We start from the raw sequence: 25,592 nt of genomic DNA, 5'->3' as shown, positions 1-25,592 counted from the left end.
GATAACGCAAAGAGGGGGGAGATTGCCAGTCAGAATCGTCTAATCAAAGTCTCGTGAGATCTTGGATTCGGCTTCTATCTGTCTCACTCTCAGCCACATTTGGACCAAGTGCGGCAAGGATTTCGCACGCATCTTTGACATAACCCTAGCCCGACGGGTTTCAATCGTGCGAACCGCGACGTCGAGAATGTTAGCCATGCGTTTGTTCATATGTCCATCTACAACTAGCTCTGCCACTTGTCGCTCAACCTTAGAAAGCGACGCAGCACGTTGCATAACCTCGCGATCATCGAGTTCTACATCTGTCGCAAGAGCATGTTCTGTAAGCTCTGCTCTCTTGATAAATCCGGCGTAACCAATAATTTTATGTTCAGATCGAATGGCGATCTCGGTGAGTTCGGCACGAACAATTTCTCCATGAGAGCCATAGATTTCCACCAGAAAACTACCCGTTTCGGCACTTGATTTGGGCCCCCAAGCCTGGCGAAGTTTTTGGTTGCACGGGTTGTCGGTCAAGTAGGCCAATAGCGAGAACTGAATTAGCTCATTCGCCGAGCGGTCCAAAACCGACTCTGCGGACGGACTTATAAAGAGAAATCTCCCAAACAGGTCCCGCGAAAATAACGAGAACGGCGCAGTCGAGGACTTGGCTAGGTCCAGGAGAACCAGCGAGGGTTGGCTCAGTATTCGGATGGCAAATTGACTGTCTGTTGACACGTGAAGCGATTGAAGTGGTTCTTGGATCATGGCGATTTGGCGTTGTTATGACTCCGAACAAGCCGACTCGAATTGAGCTACCTACTACAACCAATACGCGAGATTGTATCCTTTTTCCCGAAGGCTTTGAGTAAGGATAGTCATGACTCGCCCCCTACTTCTGGCGGGGAGTCGTAGAGTCGCAGTGGGGGAGAGTGCCGTAAATGCCGTGAAAAGGGGGCACATGGTGCAATTGGAAAAGCGAAGATTTTCTAAATTTATTTTCCAGATGCGAGCTGTGTTGTACTTTTGGGCCGAATCGCGCATGCTATCGGTATGAACGAATTCCTATTCCACTATCTTAGACTAGATCCCCCCGTGTGGGTGTTTCTGTCTTCGTTTTTGGTGATTGGGTTGTTCCTGATGTTCCATCGATTCTGGTCGCTTAGGAATCTGGACATCTTCTTGATCCTACTTTTCACTCCTGGAATCCTATTAGTATACGAGGGAGCCAGCCGAAAGCAGATCGCCGCAGCAAAGACGGAGATGGTAGCTCCTGCTGAGACAACGGCCGAGAATTCTTCGGTAAGCGTTTCGGAAGCTGTCGGCGGTTCGACCTCGGTGATTTCTTCATCTACAGATTCGCAAGGCGCATCCCCGTTGCTTGCGTCCAAACGCAAGGCCGAGGCATCGAACAACACGTTGCTTTATATCGGCTACCTCTGGCTGATTGTGATGGCTGTATTGCTTGTGACTAGGATGTTGTTGGATACATCCATTGTTAGGCGGCCCATGCTGGATCCGAACCTAAGCAGCGGCGGGATGCTGTTTCTCGGCATATCGATGCTGGTGTATTTGTTGGTAAACGTCGCGGTGAGCCAACCGAGTGAACCTCTTAAGCAAGGTCCATCGGCTGGGCCTGGCTACATATTAATGGCGGCATTGCCGAGTATTTCGACGATTCACGATCCTGTATCGGGCCCGACGGTAGAGGGGGCTTCGGGAGCGGGAGGAGTGAAATTGTTACTCGCTCGCTCGTTGGCGATTGGTGCAAGCCTCGTCATGGTGCTTTCCATTGTTGCGATCGGTTACTGGCATTTCGGAAACTTTAAAACCGGCGTGGGTGTGGCCACATTTTATTTGTTGCTGCCCTACACGTTACACATGACAGGGCGTGTGGACCATGTTCTGCCCAGCGCTTTGTTGTTGCTCGCCGTCTTATTGTATCGCCAACCCTTTGCGGCCGGACTTTGTCTCGGTTGTGCCGCAGGGATTGTTTACTACCCATTTTCATTGCTGCCCCTTTGGTGCAGTTTTTATTGGCAGAGAGGTATTCGCCGATTTACAGGCGGTATTGCTGTTTCGATAGGATCGCTGGTGGTCGTGATGATTGCTTTGCATCCGAATGACGTTTTGCAGCATCTCGGATACATGTTCGGAGTAAAGCAAATCGCCATGACAGGGATGGATGGAATTTGGGGCTTGGGCTGGAACCCGGTGGTCCGATTGCCGCTCATCGTATTGTTCGTGCTTTTGAGCTTGTCCTTTGTGGCCTGGCCCCCTCAGAAAAGCTTATCGACACTAATGTCTTGTTCAGCTGCGTTGATGGCCGCCACTCAGGTATGGCATGGTTTTGGCGGTGGCTTGTATTTGGCTTGGTTCGTCCCCTTAGCTCTCTTGACCATTTTTAGGCCGAACTTGGATTATTGCTTGGCTTTAGAGGTCGTAAAGCCACGCCGGCGCAAGGTCGTTAAGGTGATTCCACCGCTAGAGAGTTCCAATGCTGCCTAGATCCCGGTTGGGACGGCGGGTTCTCGGCTGGCAATTCGTATCCAGCCGCCTATAATCGCTTCATGATTCTTCTCATTGATAATTATGACTCGTTTACCTACAACATCGTGCAGCGACTGGGGGAGATTGACCCGAAGCTGGATGTCCGTACTTACCGAAATGACGAGCTTTCCATTGATGCCATCCGCGAACTGAATCCGGACCGAATTATCCTCTCGCCTGGTCCTTGTACGCCCAACGAGGCAGGTGTCTGTTTAGAAGTTGTGCGAGAGTTGCATTCGGAGTACCCCATTCTCGGCGTTTGTTTGGGGCACCAGTCGATTGGCCAAGCTTTTGGTGGAAAAATCGTTCGGGCTCCCAAGTTAATGCACGGCAAAACAGATCAGATTTCGCATGACAATCAAGGACTGTTTGAGGGAATCCCGAATCCATTCATCGCGACCCGATATCATTCCCTGGTGATTTTGCCAGAAAGCCTTCCAGAATGCCTAGACGTTTCGGCTTGGGTAGAAGACGAACAGGGAAATCGAATTATTATGGGGGTTAGACATAAAAAATTCGCAGTGGAAGGTTGGCAGTTCCATCCCGAAAGCTTTTTGACGGAGCCGGGCGTAATGCTACTCAGTCGATTTTTAAACTGGGGTGGTACAGTCACCATGTCGCCGTCGAATTGAATGTTGTTGCGTCTGTGAGTTCTGATTTCCACCCTCTATTTCGGCCCACATAGCCTGTTCGTCCCACCTAGCTCGTTCGTCTTACCTAGCTTGTTCGTGCATCTTTTTCCCAAATTTACTCTTTCCCCGCCCTAACAGCATGCTTTGCGTCACGATTGCCAGAACACGTCACAAACACATGATCACCGAACATCAGCAGGTTGCTGAACAAGGTGCAAAGCTCGTGGAGCTCAGGCTGGACTATATCGGTCGGAGCATCGACCTTTCGAGACTTCTAAAAAATCGCCCGACCCCCGTCGTTGTTACCTGTAGACGCCGTGAGGATGGGGGGCGCTGGGAACGGACCGAAGAGGAGCGGCTAATGCTCTTGAGATCAGCGATTGCCATGGGGGTCGAGTATGTTGATCTGGAGGACGATACGGCGACCAAAATACCGAGGTACGGTAAGACGAAACGAATTGTCAGCGTACACAACTTTGAGGGAACGCCGACCGATCTCCACAGCATCCACAATGGGCTCTGCAAAGTTGATGCCGATATCGTCAAAATCGCAGCTCAATCCAATTCGTTTCGCGATACCGCGAGGATGTTTGAGTTGATGAAGTCTGCCAAGGTTCCTACGATTGGGATCAGCATGGGGGATTATGGGACCCCCACCAGAATCTTGGCTAGTCGCTACGGAGCTCCTTTTACTTATTGCGTCTTCAATGCAGACAAACGCGTTGCACCAGGTCAGCTAAGTTACGAGCAGATGGTCAATATCTACCGTGCGGAGACGATACGCCCGGAAACCCAACTCTTTGGAGTTGTCGCGGATCCCGTTGCCCAATCCTACAGTCCGCTCATTCATAACGCTTCGTTCCAGGCTCACGAGGTCGATAGCCGATATCTGCCTTTTCGTGTTGCTCCACAAGATCTCGATTTCTTTCTCCAATGGTGTCAGGAGCAAAACATTGGCGGACTCAGTGTTACGATTCCTCACAAATCAGCGATCCTTTCCAAACTAACGCAAGCCGAATCGGCGGCGCACGGCATAGGTGCTTGTAACACCGTGATCTTTGCCGACGGAGAACTTGTTGGATACAACACAGACTACCGTGCAGCAATGGACTGTCTCACGGAGGCTTATGACAAATTCCGCAGTCCAAAGAACGGCTTTGAAAAAGTATCCGTGCTGATTCTCGGTGCAGGAGGAGTTTCGAAAGCTGTCGCATACGGGTTAGCTCAACGAGGAGCCCGAGTTACCATCACTGCTCGTAATGCCCAAGCCGCGAATGAGCTTGCTGCCGCCGTCAATGGCAAAACGGTCACCTGGGCTGATCGGCACATCGTTGTGCCCGACATTTTGGTAAACGGTACTCCCGTGGGAATGTTCCCAGAGATGGACGAAAGCCCATTTGAGACAGCCAAGCTGAACGGGGAAACTCTCGTCTTTGACACCATCTACAACCCGGAACAGACTTTGTTTATCAAGGGAGCGAGGGCGGCAAAATGTCCTGTCGTAACTGGATTGCAGATGTTCGTCCGCCAAGCTGCCTACCAATATCGTCTCTTCACAGGTAAAGAGCCTCCAATACCCGTTATGGTCAAAACCATCAAAAAGGCGATTTCACCAATAAACTACAAAGATCTAGAGGAAGACGACGACGAGGATTCCGCAGTGTTCGAGATTTAGGGCTCGGGTGGAAACCGTCTTTCTGGGAGCCTGCTATGAGTCGGTCACATCATTGGGCTCGTTTCTTCGCATGGATGCTAATGCCATGGGAAACATTTCAAAGAATACGGCTCCGTCGACGACTAGCCCTCCCCTACCCTCCCAAGAATCCGGACGAGCCGCTCGGTGCCTATGGAGAGCGATTGGCTGCCATGCTGCTGGAACGAAAGGGCTATCTCATTCTAGAACGATCGTTCCGGACGAGAACGGGCGAAATCGATTTGATTGCTTCGTACAAGAATCGAATGATTGTCTTTGTTGAGGTAAAAGCCTGGGAGAATGAGTCGCTTGACGGAACTGGTCCAGCAGATCGTGTGGATGAGAAAAAGCAGAAAAAGATCACTGATACCGCACTCCGTTACTACAAGCAGCATCGGTTATGGGGCACGCCTGGTCGGGCCGATGTCATCGAAGTCATCGCTAACTCTGCCAACGGAGGCCCATCGCTTCGGCATTTCGAATACGCATTTGAAGCCGTTGGCCAATTTCAGATGTTTCGTTGAGCGTTTGGCGAAGTCCACTACAATGCTCGTCTAGAACGCTCGTCTCGTGACGAAGAGCCGAAAACGTAAAAGCGGATTACTGTCTTCCCAGGGATCCCAAGCCACATACCAAACAACACCGACCGGAACCAAATGCTAGACCTTTACGATAAAATCCAGGACGCTTGTACTGTAATCAAAAAAGCGTGGAATCGCACTCCACACGCTGGGATCATTCTCGGTACCGGGCTGGGCCCATTGGTGGAACGTATTGAAGTCGAAGCTACCTTGGACTATGGAGATATTCCTCACTTCCTCAAGTCGACAGCCACTTCGCACCGAGGACGTTTGGTTTGCGGGATGCTATGTGGACTGCCTGTTATGGCGATGGAAGGGCGGTTTCACATGTACGAGGGCTACTCGCTCAAAGAAATCACGCTGCCGGTTCGCATCATGAAGGCGATGGGAGCCGAATTGTTGGTCGTTTCCAATGCTTGCGGTGGCATGAATCCGTTCTACAAAGCCGGTGACATTATGCTCATCGACGACCAGATCAATTTGCTGGGCGACAATCCGCTAATCGGCATTAACGACGATAGACTCGGGCCTCGATTTCCCGATATGTCTGCACCTTATGATCACGACTTGATCGAGGCGGCCCTCCGCGTAGCCCGCAAAAACGATATTGTTGCTCATCGCGGAGTGTTCGTGGCAGTGGCTGGTCCCAATCTGGAAACACGGGCCGAGTACAGATTCTTGCGAATGATAGGTGCCGATGTTGTTGGTATGTCAACCGTTCCAGAGGTCATCGTTGCGGTACACTCGGGAATGCGATGCGTCGGATTTTCGGTGATTACCGATATGTGTCTACCAGACGCACTGGAGGAAGCTGACGTTCAAAAAATCATCGCCATTGCAAACGAGGCGGAACCTCGCCTTACCAAGCTTGTGACCGGGGTTTTAGAATACGAAAAAGAAAAGTTCAAGAAATAATATCATGATAAACGTTGCTCCGGAAACCACTCGAATCGGATGGATAGGCACGGGAGTGATGGGACGCAGCATGTGTTCCCACCTCATAAATGCGGGCTACAAAGCTACCGTCTACAATCGATCGGCTTCGAAAACGAAAGACCTTGTTAACATAGGCGCAGCAGTTTGTTCCTCGCCTCGCGAGGTAGCGGAGCAGAGTGATGTCGTCTTTACAATGGTTGGCTTTCCTAGCGATGTCGAAGAAGTGATACTGGGAGCGGATGGTGTCCTGACTGGGCTCCGGCCTGGATCTGTTCTGGTTGATATGACGACAAGTCGGCCCTCGTTAGCACAGCAGATATACTCTGTTGCATCGAGTAAAGGAGTTGCCGCATTGGATGCTCCCGTATCGGGCGGCGATATCGGAGCCAAAGAGGCCCGTTTATCGATCATGGTCGGCGGTGACCGATTCGTATTCGAAGCACTCGAGCCGTTATGGGCTTTGATGGGCAAGACCTATCTCTATCAAGGTCCCGCTGGCTCAGGTCAGCATACCAAAATGGTCAATCAGATTTTGATTGCTTCCAGCATGGTCGGTTTGTGCGAGTCGTTGCTCTACGCGACTCGCAGTGGCCTAAATCCGGAGTCTGTATTAGGTTCCGTTTCGTCCGGTGCAGCTGGCAGTTGGTCTTTGAGTAATCTTGCACCAAGAATCCTCAAGGATGATTTTTCCCCTGGCTTCTTTGTCGACCATTTCGTCAAGGACTTGGGTATTGTCCTGGACGAAGCAACAAAACTGGGGATTTCCCTTCCGGGCGTAGAACTCGCTAAATCCTTGTACGCAGACCTTCAATCAGCGGGCTATGGTGATCGAGGTACCCAGGCTTTGTGGCTGGTCGTTAATCGACAATAATTCAAGAATGTGACAGTGAGAAACTTGTGCTTGTCTCGTTGATGTGCATTCAATTAAACCAAATTGCGAATCCGATAAACTCACCTTGAAAGATACGTTCGAAGCGATTCCATGTCTCTTTAGAAGTAACAGGCAGATCGGATTGCAAAAAAGGGATTGCCCCACTGCCATGAACCCACAGCACGACGTCTAAGTCCGCAGGGGAATTAAAAAAGCGATTTAGATTTACTCCTCGTTTAGGATTGTCGCCCCTCCAAAACGGTACCAATTTCTCGCCGTCTAGAATTGCCTCGGCTTCGTTCAGGAAATCGTGCCAGCCATCGATCATTTCCCGCGACACCTCTGCTCCAGGAAATGGTGGCTTTTGGTTTGGATTAGGGATCCACTCTCGATCATCGTCTGTCTCGGCCTCGACCAGTTTCCACATATCTCGACTCAATTGAATTGTCTTCTTAACGTGAGCCAGCACCTTGGGCATTAGTTCTGGTTCGCGAAGCGTAAAGCGAAGCTGATGGATACTGGCAATCAAGTCTAGAATCATGTTGGTTTCGTAGTAACCTTGCCTTGATGGTTCCTCATTCAAAAACTCGAAGGAGGTTTGAGCTTTCGCGAAGATGCGGCGAGCCGCGACATTCCAAAAGTCCTGGTGATCATATGCCAAGAAAAACTCGCATACAGCCATCAATAGATGACAATACCCTCTCAGCCATTGCACATCGGCCGCATCGAATCGAACCACAAAGCTTTGCGCACCATTTGCAGGGGCTTGATTTCCCAAAACCGCTCGCAAGCTTGCAAATAAGTTATCGTCATGATCGATTCGTTGATTCGCATTCCAGTCCAATCGAATGCCGAGCAAATCCAATTCGATAAAGACATCGTCAGCTGTGACCCCCATCAAGGTCGATTCAGCATGTTGAAGTCCATCCAATGCTGATTGAATAATCGAACGAAATTGCTGATAGTCGATGGACTCAGGCGTTGGATTGCTCGGAATATTCAATCGAAAAAGAGGTACGGACCCGAGTAGGAAATTGTCTACCTGCCCGTATCGGTACCACGATTGGCCCAATTCTTCAAACGTTTTCAAAAATTGAGCGACGCCGAGCCGAAAACGGGCCTGATCATCTCCTTTGTTTAGCTCGACGGCCTTGCGATAGTAGGCGATTGCTTCGTTGTAGCTGGCATTCGATACGAATGATTGAAAGTCCTGTCGTGCTAAAGCATTAGAGGTAACGAACATCCATATAAAGAGAAAAACTAACCAACCCCGATACCACTTGATGACGTACATTCTGTCCCCCTATTGGCTTGGATCTCAATCGGATTGTAATTCAATTCGCAATTGCTTGCCACGAATTGCCTCAACGCTGGGCCGCAGAAAATCCTATCCAAACCCCAAGCGTTATTTCTAAAACGTGAGGAGAAGATGGGGGCAAACGATGGGCAACGCCCGCCGGAACATAGTAAATTTTTCCCCAGCGGGATTATGGCAAATTCCGTATACTAGATGTTCGTGCTTGAGGTCGGATTTCCTCGTACTCGTACTCAGTGAAACGGTACTCGTACTCGAAAGGACGCAGATGACCGATCCAATCTTTGACCACGAACGACTCGATGTTTATCGACTTGCTATCGAGTACGTTGCTTCGTCTTATCGAATCGCGAAATCATTAAACGGTGCGGAACGTCATGCTCGGGATCAGTGGCTGCGAGCGGCACAATCCATTCCGCTCAACATTGCCGAGGGAAACGGGAAACAAAGTCTTAAGGACAAGAATCGATTTTTCGACATCGCGCGTGGTTCAGCTTTGGAATGCGCTGCGATTCACGATATACTCCTATCGTTCGAGGCGATCGATCCTGAACTGAATCGGGTTGGCAAGACCAACCTGAAACGGATCGTGTCGATGTTGACTCGATTGATCCAACGAACTGATTCGGTATTGGAGGGATCGATCGAGTACGAGTACGAGTACCGCGATGCTGAGTACGAGTACGAGTACCGCGATGCTGAGTACGAGTACGAGTACCGCGATGCTGAGTACGAGTACGAAAAACCGCACGAACGGTAGCATTGGACCGAAGTGCTCGATCGAGCGCTTCTGACTTGCGTTGAGTCAGCTACTCGCACTCGGTCAATGCTACCGTTAGCTCAGAAGTAACACGACGAGCGTCATGGCTCTGGAGTGCCTCCCGCTTGCCGGGTGGATTGTTACGTTTCTCGCTACATAACCGCTCAGCCCCCGTCCCCCCCCTCTTTGCTCGGCGGCAAAGCCGCCGAGCAAAGAGGGGGGATGCAGGTGGTGCCAGCGTATTAGCGAGAAACATGAAACTCCACTGGACAAGCCAGTGGTATCTAAAGTCGGTCGCTTGCACTCTCACCCCTGCTGAATGTTGAAGTCCCCCGTGGTACGATAGTGATATGTCAAAGATTGTCTCGGACTGAGGATGGCACGTCAGAAATGCGTACGACGGCACTCACTCCTCCGGGCAAGAACGCTGGCTCCGCTAACCAGCGGATGCATTCAACGACTTGGTCCCTGGGGCTTGAGCGGTCAACCATCCCCGCTCGAGATGTTATCTGTAACCTGTAACGAACATATCGATTTTGTCGATTCACGAAAGACTACCAGCTACTCTTTCCGAGAAAATTAAGAAGGCCCGATCCATTAATCTCTTTTCTGTGGAAACCTTCTGAACAGGCATCTCTTTAGCGATTTCGCGATGAGATAATCCTGGAGGAAAGCTAATGGACAAACCGACCGAATCCGCTTGGAGCCCTGGCGCTCATTGTCCGGTATTGGATGGCGTCCGCGGTCTAGCCATTTTAGCAGTCACCCTTTATCGATTGTGCAAAGAGATTGACCCCAACGGGAATGACGCCTTAGCTTGGGTTCGTCGATTAGCCCCCATAGGAGAACGGGGTGTAGATCTCTTCTTCGTGTTGTCTGGATTTTTGATCACTGGAATTTTGCTTCGCAGCCGAGACGAGCCTCATTACTTTCGCAACTTCATCGTTCGAAGAACCTTGCGAATCTTCCCTCTGTATTTCTTGAGCCTTATCGTTGGGCTGTATGCTTTGCCTCGTCTCATGGGGACCGAGGCATTCGACCTCGCCCGTTGGAATCAGTGGTATCTTTGGACCTATACGTCTAACCTTAAAATGTCATGGGAGAATCAATGGTGTTTTGGGGCATTCGATCATTTTTGGTCCCTCGCCGTGGAGGAACATTTTTACTTGGTATGGCCCGCAGTCGTGTTGCTTTTGAGCAGACGCTCTCTTGCGATTTCTTGCACGCTTGGGATCGTCTTGGTGGGCGTTGCTAGGACGATCGCGGCAAGTTTTAGTGGATGGGATGTTGCGGTTTCCGTGGCGACCTTTTTCCGTGCTGATTCACTTCTCATTGGGGGGACTATAGCCATATTTCTAAACTCCCCTGCAATGCAGACGACCCATCGTGGGCTGGCTCTCAAGGTTGCCGGACTTACATTTTGTACCGTGCTGCCACTGCTCTTGGTTGTCGCATTCTCGGGACGCCGCTTTCTGGAGATACCTAGCACTCTTTGCGGCCTATTATTCGCTTCGGGGATGGTGTACCTACTCCTTAGTTCAAATTATTCCTTCGTGGTCCGTCTGATGCAAAGCAGTCCGCTACGGACGCTGGGGCGATACAGCTACGGCATGTATGTGGTCCAACTGCCACTGGTGACCTTGATCCCATTAGAGTTCACACAAGAGATCGTAAATATGAACTATCCCCTTCTCTGTGGTATCTACGTTGTCTCAATGTTAAGTTGTATTCTCAGTGTCGCGATTGTGACTTACCACGGTTACGAAGTCCACTTTTTGCGATTAAAGTCGTCGTTCACCAACGCGAAGCACGCTCGTAACTCATCGACAAGTGTTTGAGGCCGTTAAAATCCCTACCAAACTAGCTTTGATAGAACTTTTTTCTATGACATTCTCCCTCCTAATCGATTCCTGACCTACTATTCCCCGGATTCAATACGTCTGGAACAAACAGTCACAGCTAGGCGACTGAAGTCCGAATTTGTAGTTCTTTCGTTCAGGAATAGCATGAGTCATTTCGCCATTCACACTCAAAGACTGGTAGCGGCATTCGTTTCACTTCTGGCCAGCTGTTCAGTATGCATTGCGGATTTTCGTCCAATCGCCGGATGGGATTCGCAACTATTCCCCTCTTACTTAATATCGACAGCCCCGCTCAAACGAGATACTGAGGCGTCCAGCGATTCGCTCGGTGATCCCTATGGCAGTCTCGGGGTGGAGGTAACAACGAAACGCTCCAATCAACCCATCCGCGTTTCGATCCTCTGCGAAGGCTTTTCAGAGGTAAGTGAGTTTGTTGGTGTCCTACCGAATGCTGGAACCACCTACCGAATCTTTCCAAAAATGCGATTTCAATTCGACAAACTCATCAATTGCAAACAAGCTGTACCAACCTCGGCGACATACCGTGTTCGAATCGGGAATTATCCGGAGGAAACGCAGTCGACAACCATCACGATGCGAGCGATCAATGACTGCCCCTTTGGCTTGGTTATCGACGACGAAATGGCACCCATGAACGTAAGTTTTGCAGCTTACGTTAACGAACAACATCCCTTCTTGGACAAATTGCTTCAAGAAGCGCTCAAGGTGCAAATGGTTAGGAATTTCTCTGGATATCAATCGGGAAATCCCAACGATGTTCTGAAGCAAGTGTATGCCATTTGGGACCTCTTGGTCGCCAGAGAGATCAGGTACAGCAACATTACCGCAACCTCATCACTTTCCCGGAGTGTACGAAGTCAGCACGTTCGCTTACTCGAAGATTCCATTAACAATACTCAAGCAAACTGCGTTGATGGAACGGTGCTATTCGCATCAATGCTCCGAAAGATTGGAATCGACGCATGCCTAGTAATCACATCGAATCACTGCTATCTAGCGTTCTGGGCAGATGCCGAGCATGAAGTGCTTTACGGTCTCGAGACTACACTTCTTGGCGAGGATTTATCGGATCGGAAAGCTCCTAAGGTTTTCGATAAGATCCTTAGCCGCGACATACGCTGGGAGTACTCCTGGACAAGCTTTTCCCATGGTTTAGCTCTGGGAACGCAAAATATTCACGAGGAGCTCGAGAAAGAAGAACGCGAGATTGCCTTGGTGGATGTGAACGTCGCACGCTTAAATGGCATCCTACCCATTCCCTTCAGTGGTAATGAGGTATTTATCCCAACAGTCTTTCATTACGCAGACGACGAGGCTGTATCGGCTGGGGCGAAACCCGCAGATTCGGATAGCAGTTCTGAAGAGGTCGCCAGCTCAGACGGGGAAGATGACGGCGATGACGAGGATGACAGCGACAAAGTTCGTTGGGATGACGCATTAAAAAACAAAAAGAAATCGGGCAAGTCGAGCACATCAAAAAAAGCTGTGAAGAAACAAAAGTCCAGCTCGGCAGTGTCCTGGGAATGAGCGAATCACTTTGAAACCATGCCTATCAATCACCTCAACCAAAGGAGCATTACCATGCAAAAAGTCTTACCAACAACCATTTTGTCCATATTGTTGGCCCTACTAGGCGTCGTTGCAATTCCTACCGTTCCAGCGAAGGCCGGAGACGATATTCCATTCGAGCACAAGAAAATGGAAACGCTCGGCGCATCACTTTTCGCTTATGCGTTCGATGCACATCTCAATATCTCTCTGATTTCCGATTCCTACGAGGGGGATGTGATCGACGACGAAAGAGCCGTGGAACTCTTGGACACGAGTGTTAGGTTGTTGGACCAAGTCGGGCCGTACGTGGCGCAGTTGTGCAATTACAAGGAGTGCGACGAAGGAGACAAGAAAGCGTTGAGCGACCTGGTCAAATGCTTTAAAGCAATTAAAACCGAGGCGCAAGCCTTGAAGACCTACGTCGAAAGCGGCGAGGAGGGCGACCTGGAAAAGTTTGGTAAAAAGAATCTCGCAGCTGACAAACTGATCCGCGAGATGACCAACTCAGCAAACTAGAACTTAGGCAACGACAGATAGAAATCTACCGCGCGTCGATGGATCGACCGAGAATATCGGCCTAGATGAAGGATCTCTGGGAATAATGCCGCTCCTGGCCTGAGATCTCAGTGCAGGGGGTTGCCCGTGCGGTTGAACGATTTGTTGAAAATGCTCATGTCACAAGCGAACTCGCAAGGAGATTAGCATAGACGTTGCCGCACTTGCAACTATTGCCCTTGTAGCGGGAGGTCACAGCCTGATGCCTATACACTGTCCTATGGTTGCCTCCTGGGCGCTAATTTGGAACGTAATTCGTAGAGCTTGATAAGAGCCCGGTCCATCATGGCCTCGCCAGCTCCCAGCTCGGCAGGGGCGACCAACGTATCCGCACCGTAACCGCCTTCATCGGCGGCTTCAATCGTAGGAAAATACTGGTGATACCCATTGTTGTAGCCAAAGAAGAATAGATGTGGCACGCGAGCTCGCTCGCGAAGTCGGATAGCGTGCTGGCAGAAAAATTCGCCAGATACTCCCACAAATGCGATGTCTCGATGAATCGTTACGACGGTCAATCGGGGCCTGATTCCATCGGCGTACTCATCGATAAAGTTTGTTACCAACTCAGGAAAAAAGGCGACGGAGTATGCCCCCTGCACCAAAGGGTTCCTGAAATTCGTTCGAGACGAAAACTGGAATTGCTCCTCGTAGAATTGAATGTTGGGTGTCTTGATCGGCACTGGTTCTAGCGAATGGGCAAGCGAAACGACTCTGTTTCCCAAAGCCTTGCCATACTCCGCATAGTCGCCGTGTGGGCCGCGGTTTGTCGATAAGTCTCCTGCGGCTCCTTGCATGAACACGGCGATGCCCCCAAGCTCTCGCTCAATGGTATCGCGGGCTGCGCCGACAAAGTCCGCAGAGAATTCGTACTTCTCAGTCGGAATGCTCGTTGGATGAGCTGCGAAATTAAACAGCGTTGCAACGGTTTTATCTTCATTGGTCGTCTGCAATCGAAGAACGGTCAGACTGCGATCGACTGGGACCGGTTCTCGTTTGCTATGGCGATTGCGATTAAAGTTCTCAAGCTCAGTGGAACCGACCTCCATCCTGACCGGCTCGAGTGCTCGGTCCGCTTCGAGAATCACCTCGATCAATTGCTCTTCTAGAAATTGACCGTATCGAATGGCTGAGTCAAAGCGACCTTTGCCTCGTCCGGGCCGATCGGATAGCTCTAGTACAGGACCATGGTGTGTATGAGAGCCTGCGATGAGTGAGACTTGGATTCCTGCACGATCCCGTAGCGCGGCTCGAATTCGTTGAAGAGAATCTTCGACCGGAGCGCGTCCCAAATCCGTTCCGACAATTGCTACCTTGGTCCCTTTGGACTCGATTACCAAGGCGGTTGCTATGAGTGGGTCCATGGTGCCGGTGGATAGATCCGCATGTCGAGCTCCGTACCCCCACATGGGCACAGGTTCCTTGGGGGTGATTTCCCGTTTCGCTGCTCCAGCGCGGAGCTCCTTGGACTCTTGAGCATCAATGGTGCTCTGAACAGCAATCCCGAATGCGACCAAGGCAATAAATTGCACGCCTCGCGCCGCAAGCTTTGACGAAAACAGGGAAGAGCGGAGAATCATGACTGGCATTTTGCGAGATGGTTGTGTCATAAGTTTGGGGAGGTTTGGGCTTTTCTGGATCTTATTAGTGGTGATTACTGGCAATTAGTGTTCTCAAGGGGGGGGCGTATTCGCTTTGGGCCGATCTTTTTACGAATTCTAGTGTGGATCCTGGAAGATTTGGTCTACGGCGGTGACTATTTTCTAGATGCGGCCGGCCCCCCGCTCCTGATTATGACACGTTTTGGGAAAACCATGCATCGGCATACACTTCAAGAGCTTTTCGCAAACCTAGGCAATGCCTTGGTTCTGTACGCTCGGCAGTGGTGTAGAAACCCGGAGGATGCGGTTCAGGAAGCTTTTATGGATTTGGCTCGATGCTCACCAGAACCTAACTCGCCCAAAGCATGGCTCTATACGACGACCCGACGCAAGGCGCAGAATATCGCCCGCGCGGAATCTCGTCATCGGAACCATCTCGAACAAATGGTTCAATCAAAGGACGGCACGCGAGCGACGGAATACTGGCTCCAGCCACAGACTCGCAACGGCATCGACGCGTCTGAGGTCCTAGCGGGCCTCGGAGTACTCGATGGGGATCAACGAGAAATGATCGTGGCTAAGGTATGGGGCGAACTCAGTTTCGAAGAACTCGGTGAACTCATGAACTGCTCCGCCAGCTCTGCTTATCGACGATACACAGCCGCCCTCACGGAACTGAAAAGCATCGTTCTTGCGGAAGACGCACCGAAGGGCATCACAACACATGCGAGGAATACCAAATGAACGAATCGAACCATCAGGTGGATAAGGAACTAAACGTATTCGAACAGGAGCTCAGGTCTCTCACTCCCAGGTCTCTCACTCCCAGGTCTCTCACTGCCAGGTCCGGAGTATCAATGAGCGATCCATCCCTGACAAACGATGCTGGCATGTCGCACATGCTGGGCCGCGACTGGCTAGAGGGTGGTCCTCCTCTAGCGAGCCAGCAATCTGCTTGCACGCCCGCAATTCCTTCTGTTACCAAGTCAAATTGGTGGAGAACCGTTGCGGTATCCTGGTCATCAGGACTCGCAGCGGGATTGTTGCTGTCGGCGATCTGGACGCAATGGAATACGGGGGGGCTTGATATCAGTGGAGAAATCACGAGTGGTGAGAGTTTTGCTTCAACGAACGATCTCCCGCCCCCCGGTCTGGATAGTAACTCGCCACCTCCTAGTGAGGGAGGTGCTTCGAATAGTCGATCGAACCCATGGCCAGATTCCCAACGAACGAGATTAGGAAACACTTTCCGCGGCGGTCGCTATGTGGCCATCCAGGGAAACCATCAGGATGTGTTGCGTCCTTTTTCGCCGCTCTACGATTTCAGCGATGATTGGCGCTTTACAAGCCGTCCTACACATAAAACGTTTGTTGATATTCCAAGTTGGGAAAATGCGGAGATCCGCGATGAACCGAACGCAGCTCCAAGTGCATTAAAACCGGTTCCGCCAGCCCAGCAATCTGTTCCTCAAAATCAGCGTCAACTATTGCAATCCCTATATCAATCGGAGTTTCGTATATGAGAATGATGGCAACAACTTTCATTAAGTGTAGCATTTGGGCTGCGACGACGTTTTCGGTGTGTCCGCATGTGGCAATCTCCCAGGAGCTTGCATCATCTGAAATCGAAACAAACGTTAGTCGTGAAGGTGCTTGGGATTACATTCGAGGGGCAAACACCATTGCCCGGAGGACGCTTGTTCTTGCACCCAAGGCGGAGCACAAACCTGCACTTGCGATCCGATTCATCCCTGACTCCTTCCATGCGAAGCCAGGTAATGCAGCGATCTATTACTTAAAAGCTGGCGGCTACTTTGAGCAGTCCAGTACCCAGCAAGCTAGACGAAAATTCGAAGAAGAGTCCCGTCAAGCGGCCAATGGTAAAGAATACGCTCCCTATATTTGGCTTGAAACTGAGATGAAAGATCTACCCGTTGACGAGATGAAAACTTTTCTTAGTTTCACATCGTTTCAACGACTGTTTCTCGAAGAGGCTTCCGCAAGACTGCATTGCGATTTTGATCGTCAAATGAGAACGATCGAGAATCCAATTGGTTATTTACTGCCGGAAATTCAATCGATACGGGACATCGCTCGTTTGCAAGCGATGCGATTCCTCGTAGCGATGGCTGAGAACCGAACCGATGATGCAGTCAAGATCCTCGGACAAATGATCGCGATGGGGCCACATTTGTCCCAGGAACCCTTTCTCGTGTCAAATCTGGTAGGGGCCGCATGCGTTGGACTTGGTATGCAACAAGCCCACTATCTGTCCGAGCATGCCGATGCACCGAATCTGTACTGGGCTATTGCACAGTTGCCTAATCCTTTGATCGACCTCAGTCAATCACTCGCTTACGAGCGGGAATTCTTGTTTCAGCAAGTGAAAGTACTACAAGAAGTAGACGAGACTCCGAAACCAAATATTTACTGGAATGAGTTCTTAGATCGATTTACACAATCCATGAAGGGGATGGGGTCTTCATCCGACGAAATGGAGGTCATACTCTCATCTGGCAAGGCAGGTCTGACGCTGGCTATTGGTGCAAACGTGCCGAAAGCGCGCGAGTATTTGGTTGCAATCGAGGGCATGGACGAGGAAAAGCTTGATATGCTCCCCAACACTCAAATCTTTTTTCTCGCAATGCGTCGATTCTATGAAAGATATCGGGACGAGGAGTTCAAATACAGTTTTTTGCCTAACCATGCGCGAGAAAAGGCCAAGTCGGACTTTGCGGAAACAAGAGGTTTGCTTAGACAATACGGGGTTATCATCACACCCACTTTCACCTTTCTTCCCTCAGTTCAAGTAGCCCAGGCAGCTTCGGCAAGATACCAGCAACAAATCGCCCTTTGGCAAACAATCGAGTCGATACGCCATCACTTGGCTACAAATAACAACACGTTTCCTGTAACGCTTGCGGAACTCGAACTCCCGGTCCCCCATGATCCGGTCTCCTCTGAACCATTCGAATATATGATTCATGAGAAAGGCGTGACTCTGAAGGGGGCTGCTAATCCCGGTTTGCAATATCAATTTGAACTTCGTACCAAGTCTTCCCGTCCGTAACGATTTGTGACCATTCGCAACCTCCTTTCTCGTTCTATGAGTAATCCAATGAAATACAGATTATCCACTTCATACCAAAAACCACCATATATCCAGCAACTACTGGGAGTTGCAGCGATAGGTCTCAGCTGCACTGGCTATAGCAGTGCCCAAGAGATTCGACCGCTGTTTTCTGAGGCTCTTAACCCCTCATCCATACTCCTCATTAAGGTCAACTCTAGCCAACTAGAAATTCCCGAGTCGATCAAAGAGTTAAGTGATGGACAACAGGATAAGCCGATCGCCACTATGGTGGACGCTTCCGAACGGAATTTTCAGGTTATCCGTGAGCTTATGAACGGGCAGACTGTCTGTGTTTCTCTCGACATGCCTTATACGGCGGCAGTCCTACTACGTGCTGTTGCTCCCAAATCGGTAGCCACTGGAAATCTTGAGAAAATCGTTAACTATGTAGCACCCGATATTGGAGTCGTTGACCGATCGACGTCAGAGCTGACCAAGCTCGATATTGGAAGCGATTTGAGCTCGGGTGCAACAGTTGCCTCGGGGGTTACTTCGGCAGCGCAAGCTGCGAAGTGGGAAGCAGCTTTGGAGGCCACGAAGGAGTTTCCTGTCCAATGCGTGTTGCTTTTACCAGAATATGTCGTCAAGACTTTCCAGGAAATCAATCCTGATCTACCAGAGATTCTAGGTGGTGGATCAGCGGAATGGCTACTGAATGGTGCCCAATGGATCTCAATAGGAGTGAATACGAAAAACGCAACGGCTCGGATTGTCGTGCAATCCAGATCCGAAGAGAGTGCCAAGGTTTTCGCTCAGAACGTACCGAAACTGCTTCGGTCAATACTCAGTAATTCCGTGGAGAACAAAGAAACTTCGCTGGCGCTTTCAGTTCTGTTCGGCTTGATCAAACCTGAACAATCAGGCGATCGCGTCGTGTTAACACTGACAGACGACGAACAGAACCTTTCATTCGTGCAATTTGGGGCATCGGTAGCCAGTTCCATGCTGGCACCAATTTCGGCAAACACAACTGCGAACCGCTTGAAACAATTTGCTCTCGGATTTCACAACTACGAAAGTGCTTACCAAGCCATTCCTACGTACGCCGAAATGGTCAAGACCAAGGAAAAGAGTGGACTTAGCTGGCGTGTTCATATTCTACCCTTCATCGGCTTCCCGGAACTCTATCAAGAGTTCAAGTTGGCTGAAGCCTGGGACAGTCCGCACAATATCAAGCTGCTAGCCAAGATGCCGGCCATCTATCGGCCTTTGTCAGACATGAACGAAAACGTAGAGCTCGCACCCTATCACACGACCTACGTCGCTCCGATAGGAAGCAAAACGGTCTTTGGGCAGGAGGAACCGATGTACTTTCGCGATATAACGGATGGATTGAGCAACACGATTGCCTTTGTCGAGCTCAAGCCGGAGCACGCCATTCCATGGACCAGCCCAGAGGAGTATCCCTATGACGAGGCAGACCCGACAGCCAAGCTCCGCGACTACAACGGCAAGACTGTCATCGCTTTGTTTGACGGAGCTGTGCTTAACTTAAAGTTAAGCTTACCGAAAGAGACATGGCTGGCTTTGCTTACTCGCAACGGTGGCGAGGTGGTAGAGCTGGATTAGGGCAAGCAGTAGAACAAAAACAATCGGATTAAAGACAAGTCTTGTTGATCGCCACCGTGTTTCAGGTTTCACCCTCCCAGCGAAGCGATCGGGAGGGTCGGCAATCGAGCCTTAAGCGAGATTGCCGGGGAGGGCTAGCGCGGTCGATCGACGTTCCCATGATGCGCGTCACCCCTCCCCAGCCACGCTTTCGCGGGCTGCCCCTCCCCAAACGGCGTTTTGGGAGGGTGAAGTCGTTGGCGATCACCGAGAATTGTCTTTTTAATATCCGCTTTGCTCTGGTGTCCGATGACCGACGACTAGTTCAACTTCGTCTCGGTCTTACCTTCACCCGGCAGCGATTCCAGATCGATATCGGGGGAACGACCTCCGCTAGATTCCCGAGTAAAGCTCGTTCCAGGCGAGACTGGCTCATGGAAGAAACCGCAATTTTTCATGTAGAACATGTTTCCAACAGCTCCGCCGGTGAAATCCAGTCGATGACCTCCGCCACCGGTGGCATCTACTGAAAACCTTGCAGTGAGTGACTCGGTCCAGTTCCCTTTCGTGTCGCGAACCCAAACGTTTCCGTGTTGGCCCCGTCTCGGGATGTGCCCCGTTGCCGGATTAAAGTTTTCTAAGAAAGAGTGGAAACCGGTGAGATGCGTGTTGGTCTTAGGGCGACGAAAACTGGCGATCAGTCGCCACTCATTTTTCTCCTTGTCACCAAACCACGAAGTGTAAATGGTGCTCCCCTTTCCATCCGGGACCACTCGCGTAAGGAATCGGTAGGTCCGTCCAGCTTGCCATGGGTAGATAAGGTAACTCTGTCCCCCCGAGCCTTCGTTGCCGAATTCACCCGTTCGGACATCGGGACCTTTGCCGAGCAATTCGATGCGTTGGTCTGCGGGAATCGCTTTTGGGTCGTCAGTTTGGAAGGGGCTCCAAACCGAGAACAAGACTCGACGTTCCATCTCGCTGTTTACCTGGATACCAAAGTAGCCTTCTCCAAAACCGTTGGCCATGAAATAAGACCCGATTGGATCGTCACCTGGCTCCACCTTGATCTCACTATAGGCGTATTCCATATCGCTATTCCGAGGAACGGAATAGCGAATGTGTACCGAGGGGCCCCGTCTTCCCCAGTAGAACATGTTGCCATCGTTCGCGGCGACTGAAGTAAGTTTGAGACCTTCGTTTTCGGATTCGATTACCAGTCCCTTGATTTCGCCGAAGCTACGTCCTGATTCCTCTAAGCCACGTACTTGAATCTTAACGTAACCAGGCCCGGTAACTTCAAGCTTGCCACACGGGAGCCTTTCGAACTCTTTGTTGCGAACATCGATCATCTCCGTTAAACCTGGGGCGGTCATCTCAATCTTTGATATGCCGTCCGTATTTCGGGCCTCTAGGGCTAGTTCTAGGGTGGCGGCTTGGTTGACATGAAAATACAACGCAAAAAGAGAGTCCGGGTCAGACCAGCTCAAACAACCATTTCGTTGCAGCCCATCCCGGTTTCGCTCAACGGCTTCTGGGAAGACATTGCCACCCGCAGGAACAAACCACTCTTGTTCTGCAACCAAGAACTCTGCGAAAGCGAATGAGCACAAGAGCGTGAGGATTGTTTTGGCAGCAATTTTCATTAGAAGGGTTCAAAAAGGAAAGGTTGCTCGAATCGCGTTTAGTCCAAGCGATAAACTATTCGGGTCGCCCACCATGTTAGTAGACTTAGGACGATTTTGAAAGACGACGAACGCGTACCTATCACTTTGGGGTAGTGGCGTTAGCAGAGTTCCAGCTTATACTTGGTCCCCGTTTGCCAAAGAGAAAAATTTTCGACACTTCTCGGTGATCGCCACCGTGAACGTGTCTTCACCCTCCCAGCGAAGCGACCTGGAGGGTCGGCAATCGAGCCTTAAGCGAGATTGCCGGGGAGGGCAGGACGCCGTCGATCGTGATCCGACCGAAGCATCGCCCCCCTCCCCAGCCACGCTTTCGCGGGCTGACCCTCCCCAAACGGTGTTTTGGGAGGGTGAAGTCGTTGGCGATCACCGAGAACTGTCCAATTTTCACTCGTTTTTTACTTTGCTCATGAACCAATACCCTACCGCCTCGGCTCCCAACGGGCCGCCATCGCGGGCGTGGTACCAACACGAAGACTACTTATCGATTGGTATCGCTCTCTTTTTCTTATTCACCGGCGCGATCGGCTGGCTCATTTTGTCACCGGACAATTCGGCGGATATTCAGGCGGATATCACGCTCACAAAAGAGTTGATCCGTCGGCTCGACCCAACGGCGGAGGACTTTGAGGACCGTGAAAAGGAGCTCAATGCCAATCTTGCGAAACATGAAGCCAAGCTAGCTCCCAAACCGCTGAAGGACTGGATCGCGAAACCAGAAAAATGGGTATCTAACCCGCTCGACGCATTTTATGTCGGCAAGGAGCCGTCGAGGCAGTTGATCTTGACCGGGCTAGTGGGAGCCTCGGTGCTATTTGTTGTTATATTTGGAATGGCGGTGCGTCTATCGGGTCAATCTGCGATCGCGTTTGGCCGAGGATTTCTAGGGGTCTTTATTCTTGGGATTCTGGCTTATGTTCTGGCAGGTCAAGAGGTGATTCGGACATACAATTTGGAGTTCGTGCTTTGGGCGCTGCTGCTTGGCCTGATCATTAGCAATACTATTGGAACTCCGCGATGGCTAGCTCCTGCTGCCGTGACGGAGCTTTATATCAAGACCGGTTTGGTGTTGCTCGGTGCAGAGGTTTTGTTCAACAAGCTACTCGCCATGGGAGCACCGGGCATTCTGATCTCGTGGGTCGTGACTCCCATCGTATTGATCGGCACTTATGTCTTCGGACAGTACATTTTGAAGATGCCATCCAGGTCGTTGAACATGGTCATTTCGGCTGACATGTCCGTATGTGGGGTTTCTGCGGCAGTAGCGACCGCGGCAGCTTGTAAAGCCAAGAAGGAAGAGTTGTCGTTGGCGATCGGATTGTCATTGATATTCACGGTGATCATGATCGTGGTTCAGCCGTATATCATTCGCATATCGGGTATGGGGCCAGTCATCGGTGGTGCGTGGATCGGTGCGACCATTGATTCGACCGGGGCGGTCGCGGCTGCTGGGGAGTTGGTGGGTGGGCCGGCCAAGGATGTGGCAGCGGTCATCAAGATGATTCAGAACGTATTGATAGGGGCTATCGCCTTTGGTGTTGCGACCTATTGGGTCAGTTTTGTTGAGAAAAAGGAATCGGGTGATAGACCCAAGATATCTGAGATTTGGAAGCGATTCCCACGCTTCACGCTTGGCTTTATTGGTGTGTCTTTGGTTATGTCATTGGTAGCATCCCAGGGGTTGCTTGGGAATGCGTTTGTTCAAAGTGTTACGAGCGTTTCCAAACCTGTTCGGGAGTGGCTTTTTTGCTTAGCGTTTGTGAGCATTGGTTTAGGCACTAATTTCCGGGCTTATGCTCCTATGCTGGCCTCGGGGAAACCGGTTGTTCTCTACGTGTGCGGTCAAGCGTTCAATTTGGCCTTGTCTTTGCTGATGGCTTGGTGGGTCTTCACTTACCCGTTTGCCGAGGTTGCCAAGAACTTGGCAAAATGAGAGGGTGAACAGGTGAATTGGCAAGTAGTCCGTACTTATTCTGCTTTCCGGCTGAATTCAAGCTACCGGTTGCAGGCTTTGATCGTTGCTAGAACCGCTGGGTTCGAAGCAGCATGAAGCCGATCGCGACGCTGACCACGCCGAATATTGCCCAGTTGGTGGGGGTCATGTGATCGACGCTGTAGAGGAGTGAGCTCCAAAAGTCGCCAAGACCTGTCCCGATTCGCTTGATAATGTTGTCCACAATTGCTCCCCTTACGTACAAGATGCAACGAAACGTAGTTTCCACTTTGCCGCGTAAAGCACGAATTGCGACGAAATCTGCGAATGCAGACAGAGTTGATGTATCGATCGAAAGGGTTGTTCCGAATATGCGGGAGGTTCAAAAAGTATGTGGAAGCGGATTTAGTTCATGGCGCCGATCATCTGTTAGACTGTGTGCATGAAGACCCCACTCGCATGGCTGAATACTACTTCGAAAATTCCCAAGCTAGCCCTTGCTTCATCAGGGATAGGCTTTGCAGTCGTATTGATGTTTATGCAGATAGGGTTTTTGAATGGTCTCTTCGATTCAGCTGTCCAGATTCTTCGCTTGTTAGATGCCGATTACGTATTACTTAGTCCCGCGCGGTACACCATTCCTAGCGAGCAGAGATTTGATATCCAGATCCTGAATCGCACACGCTCGGTTTCTGGAGTCGAGTCGGCCTACCCGATCTATATTGATCGCTCGCTTGCGGATATTCGAGTGATGGGATCTGCCTCTAGATCCATTCGCTCCATAGGTGTGCCGCGTTATGGCACCGTCTTTGTCGATCCGGTGATGAATGAACGATGCCAGAAACTTAATCGGCCGGACGATGTACTCGTGGATCGTAAAAGTAAGGATAGGTACGGATTCGAGAAGCGGGACCAAAAACTGTTAAACGAACAAGTTGCTGAGCTTTCGGGAAAACGAGTCCGGTTCGTTGACTGGGTCGAGATTGGAACCGATTTCGTATACGACGGAAGCTTGGTTATGACGGATCGAGCCGTTGAGCATTTCTTTCCGTTTCGGAATCCACAGGGTGCCCCCTTAGATGCAGTCGACCTAGGCTTGATCAAATTAGTTCCCGACCTATCAGTAGACGAGCGAGCCCAGACGGTCCGGGGTATTTCGTTGGTGTTAGGACAATCTGTCAAGGTTATGTCGAAAGACGAGCTTATCAAACGCGAGATTGGCTTTTGGCAAAAGAACACTCCCATCGGTGCTATCTTTACCATCGGTACCATCATGGGATTGTTCGTGGGTATTATCATTTGCTATCAGATTCTGTTTACCGATATCACCGATCATCTTCCGGAGTTTGCGACGCTCAAAGCGATGGGGTATGGCACGGGATACTTCTTGCGCTTCGTATTCATGCAATCACTTTACCTGAGCATCATAGGTTTTTTGCCTGGGTGGCTCTTGAGTGGGCTTCTCTACATGTTCTTGGCCGAATGGACTGGTTTGGTGATGCGATTGACGCCCGGTCGGCTTGTTCTCGTATTTGGCCTAACGTTGTTGATGTGCACCATTAGTGGGCTACTAGCTGTTCGAAAACTGATCTCTGCGGACCCCGCTTCGTTGTTTAAATAGCAAATCAATAGGGCTGCGTTGTGCAGCGATGCCAATCGTAGTGGAACAGGTAGGAGAGGTCTGACAAATCGTTTATCCGCACGGGCATCGCCCTGCGCTGAGATCTCCAGGGCAGAAGCCCCATCATTCTCGAAGATTCTCCCTCTTGGTGTAACAAGGCTTTGCGCCGATGTAGAAGTGCGAATAGAAAAAATAAAGCCGAGCTGGATAAATCCAGCTCGGCTTTTGTGTCCTGGCATCGGGGCGAATGGCAATTCGCCCCGATGCACAGTATTAAGCTCTATCGTGAAGCACCCAAGACGACAGTCGACCCAGTAACTATCGAGTGGGTTCTATGCTGCTCCAACCCAGGAGGAAGGCCGATCGAGTATTCCCGCAAACCCTCGATCGACGACAGAGCCCGTAATTGGTTCACGTAAAAGCGGAATACGCAATTCTGAACGAATGTGTCAACATCAAAAAATTTGTGATCTGACATTTTTTATCCATAGGCATGACGTATCGGCTTAAAATCCATGTGGCGCAGCTTTTTCGCTGAGTCGTTTTACTACCCACTCACTCTATCCTACCTATTTTTCATGAGCTTTCGTCCGTCAATTTACAAATCAGGGATCTTGCTCTAGGTAACCTGAGGTGCTCCAATCTTCTCGCGGAGTTTTTCTCACTGGGGCTCTGCTCAATGGGGGCTCTTCTCACTGGGCGTTACCCAGGAAACCAGCAGGTGCGCTGGGCCTAAGTTTTTGGTTTTTGATCGGGAATGGAGCACATCAT

Annotated in this window: 22 protein-coding genes; 16 read left to right on the top strand and 6 right to left on the bottom strand. The window is 50.6% G+C overall.

The features are described from left to right. Positions 1-39: 39 nt before the first annotated feature. Positions 40-747 (bottom strand): LuxR C-terminal-related transcriptional regulator, encoded by a 708-nt coding sequence (locus SH449x_RS05340; protein ID WP_482380290.1) that lies wholly within the window; start codon positions 745-747, stop codon positions 40-42. Between the two features lie 285 nt (positions 748-1,032). Here SH449x_RS05340 and SH449x_RS05335 point away from each other — a divergent pair, with 285 nt between their 5' ends. The 6 genes from SH449x_RS05335 (at position 1,033) to SH449x_RS05310 (ending at position 7,242) form a co-directional block, all read left to right on the top strand. Next, positions 1,033-2,487, top strand: a complete 1,455-nt coding sequence (locus SH449x_RS05335; protein ID WP_482380289.1) for a hypothetical protein — start codon at positions 1,033-1,035, stop codon at positions 2,485-2,487. Between the two features lie 62 nt (positions 2,488-2,549). After that, positions 2,550-3,161: an anthranilate synthase component II gene (locus SH449x_RS05330; RefSeq protein ID WP_482380288.1), complete on the top strand. Its 612-nt coding sequence runs from the start codon at positions 2,550-2,552 to the stop codon at positions 3,159-3,161. Positions 3,162-3,300: 139 nt separating this feature from the next. Further along, on the top strand, positions 3,301-4,836 hold the full coding sequence (gene aroE, locus SH449x_RS05325; RefSeq protein ID WP_482380287.1) for a shikimate dehydrogenase: 1,536 nt from the start codon (positions 3,301-3,303) through the stop codon (positions 4,834-4,836). Between the two features lie 35 nt (positions 4,837-4,871). Then, a complete protein-coding gene (locus SH449x_RS05320) occupies positions 4,872-5,378 on the top strand; it encodes a YraN family protein (RefSeq protein WP_482380286.1) in 507 nt (168 codons plus the stop codon). A 132-nt stretch (positions 5,379-5,510) separates the two neighbouring features. Continuing rightward, entirely contained in the window at positions 5,511-6,350 is an 840-nt protein-coding gene (locus SH449x_RS05315; RefSeq protein WP_482380285.1) for a purine-nucleoside phosphorylase, read from the top strand. Positions 6,351-6,354: 4 nt separating this feature from the next. Continuing rightward, complete coding sequence (locus SH449x_RS05310) at positions 6,355-7,242, top strand: NAD(P)-dependent oxidoreductase (RefSeq protein WP_482380284.1); 888 nt, start codon at positions 6,355-6,357, stop codon at positions 7,240-7,242. Between the two features lie 49 nt (positions 7,243-7,291). Here the strand turns inward: SH449x_RS05310 and SH449x_RS05305 are convergent, their stop codons facing one another. Next, complete coding sequence (locus SH449x_RS05305) at positions 7,292-8,536, bottom strand: tetratricopeptide repeat protein (protein WP_482380283.1); 1,245 nt, start codon at positions 8,534-8,536, stop codon at positions 7,292-7,294. A 289-nt stretch (positions 8,537-8,825) separates the two neighbouring features. On the opposite strand from SH449x_RS05305, the gene SH449x_RS05300 reads away from it, so the two are divergent. Then, positions 8,826-9,317: a four helix bundle protein gene (locus tag SH449x_RS05300; RefSeq protein ID WP_482380282.1), complete on the top strand. Its 492-nt coding sequence runs from the start codon at positions 8,826-8,828 to the stop codon at positions 9,315-9,317. Between the two features lie 49 nt (positions 9,318-9,366). Here SH449x_RS05300 and SH449x_RS05295 read toward each other — a convergent pair whose 3' ends face one another. Continuing rightward, positions 9,367-9,621, bottom strand: coding sequence for a hypothetical protein (locus SH449x_RS05295; RefSeq protein ID WP_482380281.1), 255 nt, complete (start codon positions 9,619-9,621; stop codon positions 9,367-9,369). A 373-nt stretch (positions 9,622-9,994) separates the two neighbouring features. Between SH449x_RS05295 and SH449x_RS05290 the strand changes: the two genes are divergently transcribed. The 3 genes from SH449x_RS05290 (at position 9,995) to SH449x_RS05280 (ending at position 13,267) form a co-directional block, all read left to right on the top strand. Beyond that, positions 9,995-11,155 carry an acyltransferase family protein gene (locus SH449x_RS05290; RefSeq protein WP_482380280.1) on the top strand — a complete coding sequence of 387 codons (1,161 nt, stop codon included), beginning with the start codon at positions 9,995-9,997 and terminating at the stop codon, positions 11,153-11,155. 168 nt (positions 11,156-11,323) lie between these two features. Continuing rightward, positions 11,324-12,727, top strand: a complete 1,404-nt coding sequence (locus SH449x_RS05285; RefSeq protein WP_482380279.1) for a transglutaminase-like domain-containing protein — start codon at positions 11,324-11,326, stop codon at positions 12,725-12,727. A gap of 54 nt (positions 12,728-12,781) precedes the next feature. After that, on the top strand, positions 12,782-13,267 hold the full coding sequence (locus SH449x_RS05280) for a hypothetical protein (protein WP_482380278.1): 486 nt from the start codon (positions 12,782-12,784) through the stop codon (positions 13,265-13,267). Positions 13,268-13,524: 257 nt separating this feature from the next. Here the strand turns inward: SH449x_RS05280 and SH449x_RS05275 are convergent, their stop codons facing one another. Next, positions 13,525-14,913 carry a neutral/alkaline non-lysosomal ceramidase N-terminal domain-containing protein gene (locus SH449x_RS05275; RefSeq protein WP_482380277.1) on the bottom strand — a complete coding sequence of 463 codons (1,389 nt, stop codon included), beginning with the start codon at positions 14,911-14,913 and terminating at the stop codon, positions 13,525-13,527. A 111-nt stretch (positions 14,914-15,024) separates the two neighbouring features. Between SH449x_RS05275 and SH449x_RS05270 the strand changes: the two genes are divergently transcribed. The 4 genes from SH449x_RS05270 to SH449x_RS05255 are packed head-to-tail and all read left to right on the top strand — an operon-like array spanning position 15,025 to position 19,606. Further along, positions 15,025-15,648, top strand: a complete 624-nt coding sequence (locus tag SH449x_RS05270) for an RNA polymerase sigma factor (protein WP_482380276.1) — start codon at positions 15,025-15,027, stop codon at positions 15,646-15,648. Beyond that, positions 15,645-16,427 carry a hypothetical protein gene (locus SH449x_RS05265; RefSeq protein WP_482380275.1) on the top strand — a complete coding sequence of 261 codons (783 nt, stop codon included), beginning with the start codon at positions 15,645-15,647 and terminating at the stop codon, positions 16,425-16,427. Before SH449x_RS05270 ends, SH449x_RS05265 begins: the two co-directional genes overlap by 4 nt. Positions 16,428-16,429: 2 nt before the next feature. Next, positions 16,430-17,974 (top strand): hypothetical protein, encoded by a 1,545-nt coding sequence (locus SH449x_RS05260; protein WP_482380274.1) that lies wholly within the window; start codon positions 16,430-16,432, stop codon positions 17,972-17,974. Between the two features lie 48 nt (positions 17,975-18,022). Then, the gene (locus SH449x_RS05255) at positions 18,023-19,606 is read left to right on the top strand and encodes a DUF1559 family PulG-like putative transporter (RefSeq protein ID WP_482380273.1); all 1,584 of its coding nucleotides are present in this window, start codon (positions 18,023-18,025) and stop codon (positions 19,604-19,606) included. A 299-nt stretch (positions 19,607-19,905) separates the two neighbouring features. Here the strand turns inward: SH449x_RS05255 and SH449x_RS05250 are convergent, their stop codons facing one another. Continuing rightward, positions 19,906-21,228, bottom strand: coding sequence for a DUF3472 domain-containing protein (locus SH449x_RS05250; RefSeq protein WP_482380272.1), 1,323 nt, complete (start codon positions 21,226-21,228; stop codon positions 19,906-19,908). A gap of 217 nt (positions 21,229-21,445) precedes the next feature. Between SH449x_RS05250 and SH449x_RS05245 the strand changes: the two genes are divergently transcribed. After that, positions 21,446-23,200: a YeiH family protein gene (locus SH449x_RS05245; RefSeq protein WP_482380271.1), complete on the top strand. Its 1,755-nt coding sequence runs from the start codon at positions 21,446-21,448 to the stop codon at positions 23,198-23,200. Positions 23,201-23,288: 88 nt separating this feature from the next. Here the strand turns inward: SH449x_RS05245 and SH449x_RS05240 are convergent, their stop codons facing one another. Further along, the gene (locus tag SH449x_RS05240) at positions 23,289-23,444 is read right to left on the bottom strand and encodes a hypothetical protein (RefSeq protein WP_482380270.1); all 156 of its coding nucleotides are present in this window, start codon (positions 23,442-23,444) and stop codon (positions 23,289-23,291) included. Positions 23,445-23,642: 198 nt separating this feature from the next. On the opposite strand from SH449x_RS05240, the gene SH449x_RS05235 reads away from it, so the two are divergent. After that, positions 23,643-24,821, top strand: a complete 1,179-nt coding sequence (locus SH449x_RS05235; protein ID WP_482380269.1) for an FtsX-like permease family protein — start codon at positions 23,643-23,645, stop codon at positions 24,819-24,821. Positions 24,822-25,592: the final 771 nt, after the last annotated feature.

Origin of the sequence: Brakhagea baltica, assembly GCF_052161605.1 — a bacterium.
In the GTDB taxonomy this organism is placed as follows: Bacteria; Planctomycetota; Planctomycetia; order Pirellulales; family Pirellulaceae; genus JBKCUI01.
This window is presented reverse-complemented; position numbering and strand designations above follow the sequence as displayed.